The following is a 4,223-nucleotide window of genomic DNA, read 5'->3' on the forward strand; positions in this document are numbered from 1 at the left end:
GGCGTCGGTCGGTTCAAAATTGTCGTCCTTGTTCGGGACGAAGTCTTCGTCGTGCCCATAACGCAAGATGGCTTCAAATACGTTCTTGCAATGACTCATTGTTCGTTTTCTACTCCATGAGCAAAACATCTATTCCTACAAATGTTCTGCTGTCTAATTCGTTGTCTGATTCGGCCGTGAATCCAAATGGCTACAGCTGTTTGCACGAGGAGATTATTGACGCGAATACCTCAGTGTCAAGAAAATTGTGTTAACTATGAAAGCAGCCTGCGTGAACTCACACACGAAATGGATGGTTGGCATTCCACCCTCCTTTCGTAATTACCGCAAAACTCACCGCAACCCAATGGACTAATGAATCCCCCCCATGCAACACACGAACTTTGTCAAGGGGGGATACTCTCACATTGCCATAGGGTGAAGGAGACTTCATCCTTGACTGACGCTTTTTCGAACTCCGTTGGCATGCCAGGATGTCTTTTGGGGATGATTTAGCCCCCAGTCAACCTCTGCTTCGTTTTTGAAGCAAAAATAATTCAGAAATATATTTTCAGTTCTCGACATTTCTCACTGCCCTTTTGCACTCGCTGAGTCATCACCATGTGGATTCAAAAAAAACTGCGGCTTCCCGCCATGAGCCGAGGCTTCCATTTAATCACCGATAAGGTCGTCGATGCGGTCCCCGAACTGAGCACGATGAAGGTGGGCTGGATGCAAGTATTCATCCAACACACCAGTGCATCGCTGACGATCAACGAGAATGCCGACCCCGATGTGCGGGTCGATTTTGAAACCGCGATGAACCACGCGGTACCTGAATCGTTGCCTTACATTCACACGATCGAAGGGCCTGATGATATGCCGGCCCACGTCAAAGCTTCGATGATGGGCGCAAGCGTGATGATCCCTATTACCGATGGCCGGCTAGAGGTCGGTATTTGGCAAGGCATCTATCTGTGCGAGCACCGCGACCATGCGGGTGGCCGCAACGTCGTGATCACCGTGATGGGTGAAACGGCGTAACCGCAAGAGGGTCCACCGTGACCTCACGTAACCTAGGCTTCCAGCCTGGGAATCACAGCAAACCCAGGCTGGAAGCCTAGGCTACGTTCAATTCAAAGTTCTTCGGTAATCAAATCGACATCTCGAGCGACCGGCGACATTAGCGTGCTACGGCGCCATGGCTTCTTAGGATCGTGGCGATCAGTGCGGTCCATCCGGTTTGGTGACTGGCCCCCAAACCGGTTCCCTCGTCGGCGTGGAAGTACTCGTAGAACAGCACGAGGTCTTTCCAGGCGGGATCGTCCGCATATTGGCTGACCTTGCCATGGGAGGGTCGCGCTCCGTCCTTGTCGACCTCGAAGATCGAGATCAGCCGTCGCTCTAGTTCACGAGCGACTTCCATCAACGTCATCATCACGCCGCTGCCGGTGGGACATTCGACTTTAAAATCATCGCCGTAGAACACGTAGTAGCGTTTGAGTGCTTGGATCAGCAGGAAGTTGGTGGGGAACCAGATCGGGCCTCGCCAATTGCTGTTTCCACCAAACATGCCGCTATCGCTTTCGCCTGGCAAATAACGAACCTCGTGATGCTGTCCGCCAAAATCAAAAACAAAGGGTTGATCGCGATGGGCGGCGGACAGACTGCGAATTCCAAAGGGTGACAAAAATTCGTTTTCATCCAGCATCACCGAAATCAAATGACGAAAACGATCGCCCGAAGGAATCGCCAGCAGACGGTTGCAAGGCTTTCCAAGGTTGGCATCCTCGCGTTCCATGTAAGTCATATGCTGACTGAGGTCGCTGCGATTCCTCAAGAACCAATTCATCCGGCGTTTGAAACCGGGCAACTTTTCGATGATCGGTTCTTCGAGGATCACCCCGGTCAACAGCGGCAGCAATCCGACGAGCGAGCGAACGCGGATTGGAATCGATTTGCCGTCAACATACAGATGGTCGTAGTAGAAACCGTCGTCGTTATCCCAAAGCCCGCTGCCGTCCATCGAGTTCATCGCTTCGGCAATCGCCACATAGTGCTCAAAGAACTTGCTGGCCATGTCGCCGTAGGCGATTTCGTCTTCGGCCAATTCAATGGCCATCCGCAGCATCGTGCCACAATAGAAAGCCATCCACGCGGTGCCATCGGCTTGTTCAAGGTGCCCTTGCGGAAGCGGTTTACTGCGATCAAAAACTCCGATGTTATCAAGCCCCAGAAATCCGCCGGCAAAGATATTCTTGCCTCGCGGGTCTTTGCGGTTCACCCACCAAGTGAAATTGATCAACAACTTCTGAAACGCGCGAGCCAGAAATTCTTTGTCACGTTTCTGGGGCGGTCCGGACGCCTTGTAGACTTGCCAAACGCCCCAAGCATGCACGGGCGGATTGACGTCACCCAGTTGCCATTCGTACGCGGGAATTTGGCCACTGGGGTGCATGTACCACTCACGCAAAAACAGAATCATCTGTTCTTTGGCAAAGTGGGTATCCAAATGCGCCATCGGTACCATATGAAACGCCAAGTCCCAGGCGGCGTACCAGGGATATTCCCATTTGTCGGGCATCGAGATCACGTCGCGATTGAACAAGTGACGCCAATCGCTGTTGCGGCCCAGCTTCCGCAGCTCCGTCGCTTTCACGCCGTTTGGGTCACCGTCCAACCAAGTGTTAACCACGTAGTGGTAGAACTGTTTCGTCCACAGCAATCCGGCGTAGGATTGCCGCATGATCCGATTGCGATCGTCGCTCAACGATGCGGGGATGCGGGAAGCGTAAAACTCATCCGCCTCATCAATGCGTTGTTGGAAGCACGCATCAAACGAATCGCCAAACGCGACGCTTGAAAACGACTTGGCATCGCCGCCCGCGGTGTCTTTGATGATCGGCGAATCGACGTGGGCCAAACGCAAACGGATCTCTCGCGATCCGCCCGCTGGCAACATCAACAACCCGTACGCTCCCACCTTGGTGCCACGCTGCTCGGGGTTGACCGCTTTGGTATCGCCGAGGACGACAAAGTCATTGAGCCCGTCTTTATAGAACTCACTTTCGCTTGGCAGATTGGGATGGCGAACCTTGTTGGTTTCATTGTCGGTAAATAACCAAACCCAATCGCCCGAGTCATCCATCGCATCACATGCGAACCAGAATCGATCAAGCGATTCGTGATTGGTTTGCACGACGTTGCCGGACAACCGCATCGACGGACGCGTCGTACAACCTTCGTCGGTACACTGCCACGTCCATGTGTTACGAAAAAAGAGCTGGGGCAGCGCATGTAGCACTGCGGCTTGCGGACCGCGATTGGTGATCGTCAAACGGATCAGCAGATCGTTGGGATCATTCTTGGCGTATTCAGCAACGACGTCAAAATAACGTGAATCGGCAAAGGCCGCAGTATCGGTCAGCTCGTATTCGTCATCCATGCGGCTGCGTGCCCGCGAAACGTCAACCAATTCCTCGTACGGAAAGCGACTTTGCGGGTATTTATACAGCGCCTTCATGTAGCTGTGCGTCGGCGTGCTATCGAGATAGTAATAGCACTCTTTGACGTCTTCGCCATGATTGCCTTCGGGACCGGTGACCCCGAACAATCGCTCTTTCAGAATCGGATCGCGTCCGTTCCACAATCCGACGGAAAAGCACAGCCGGCACTGGCGGTCACAAACGCCCAGCAGTCCGTCTTCGCCCCAGCGATAAGCCCGGCTGCGGGCATGATCGTGAGGAAAGTAACTCCACGTCGCATCGCCTCCTTCGCTGTAATCCTCGCGAACGGTTCCCCATTGCCGCTCGGACAGATATGGCCCCCAACGATGCCAATTCTGCTGGCGTCGTTGAGACTGAGTCAAGCGTTCGTCTTCAGCAGTCATGCCAAGTCCCAGGCGGAGGAGTGAGGAGTATGGAGTGCGGGTGGGAAGCGAGAGTGGGGGAGATTTAGCTTTGCCGTTTCCTTCTCCTCATCTCCCCCTCTCCGTGTCTCCCCCCTCTTTTTCTCTTGCTTACGCTTCGTCGAGCAAATCGACGGCGGCGAAGCGTTCGCCCTCGAGCATCGCTAGGCTTGCGCCGCCACCGGTGCTGACGTGGCTGACCTGGTCAGCGAAGCCAAGTTGATCGACCGCAGCTGCGCTATCACCGCCTCCGATGATGCTGGTTGAATCGCTGTCGGCTACCGCTTGCGCGACTGCTTTGGTGCCCGCGTCCATCGGTGGTTTTTCGAACACGCCC

3 protein-coding genes are annotated in these 4,223 nt (G+C 54.1%); 1 reads left to right on the plus strand and 2 read right to left on the minus strand.

The genetic code is table 11. The annotated features are described in order from the left end of the window. Nucleotides 1–600: 600 nt before the first annotated feature. Entirely contained in the window at nucleotides 601–1,023 is a 423-nt protein-coding gene (locus tag ABX962_RS31585) for a secondary thiamine-phosphate synthase enzyme YjbQ (RefSeq protein WP_372725571.1), read from the plus strand. A 139-nt stretch (nucleotides 1,024–1,162) separates the two neighbouring features. On the opposite strand, the gene ABX962_RS31590 is transcribed toward ABX962_RS31585, so the two are convergent. Together ABX962_RS31590 and pgk are read right to left on the minus strand one after the other, a co-directional pair. Continuing rightward, nucleotides 1,163–3,868: a glucosidase gene (locus tag ABX962_RS31590; protein WP_372725573.1), complete on the minus strand. Its 2,706-nt coding sequence runs from the start codon at nucleotides 3,866–3,868 to the stop codon at nucleotides 1,163–1,165. A 129-nt stretch (nucleotides 3,869–3,997) separates the two neighbouring features. Beyond that, the coding region (gene pgk, locus ABX962_RS31595; protein WP_372725575.1) for a phosphoglycerate kinase at nucleotides 3,998–4,223 on the minus strand (226 nt) is incomplete at its 5' end.

The sequence above is a fragment of the Novipirellula sp. genome (assembly GCF_041583735.1).
GTDB lineage: Bacteria > Planctomycetota > Planctomycetia > Pirellulales > Pirellulaceae > Novipirellula.

Coding starts and splice junctions, on each gene's coding strand:
- ABX962_RS31585 (WP_372725571.1), top strand. CDS start 601: ATGTGGATTCAAAAAAAACTGCGGCTTCCCGCCATGAGCCGAGGCTTC.
- ABX962_RS31590 (WP_372725573.1), bottom strand. CDS start 3,868: ATGACTGCTGAAGACGAACGCTTGACTCAGTCTCAACGACGCCAGCAG.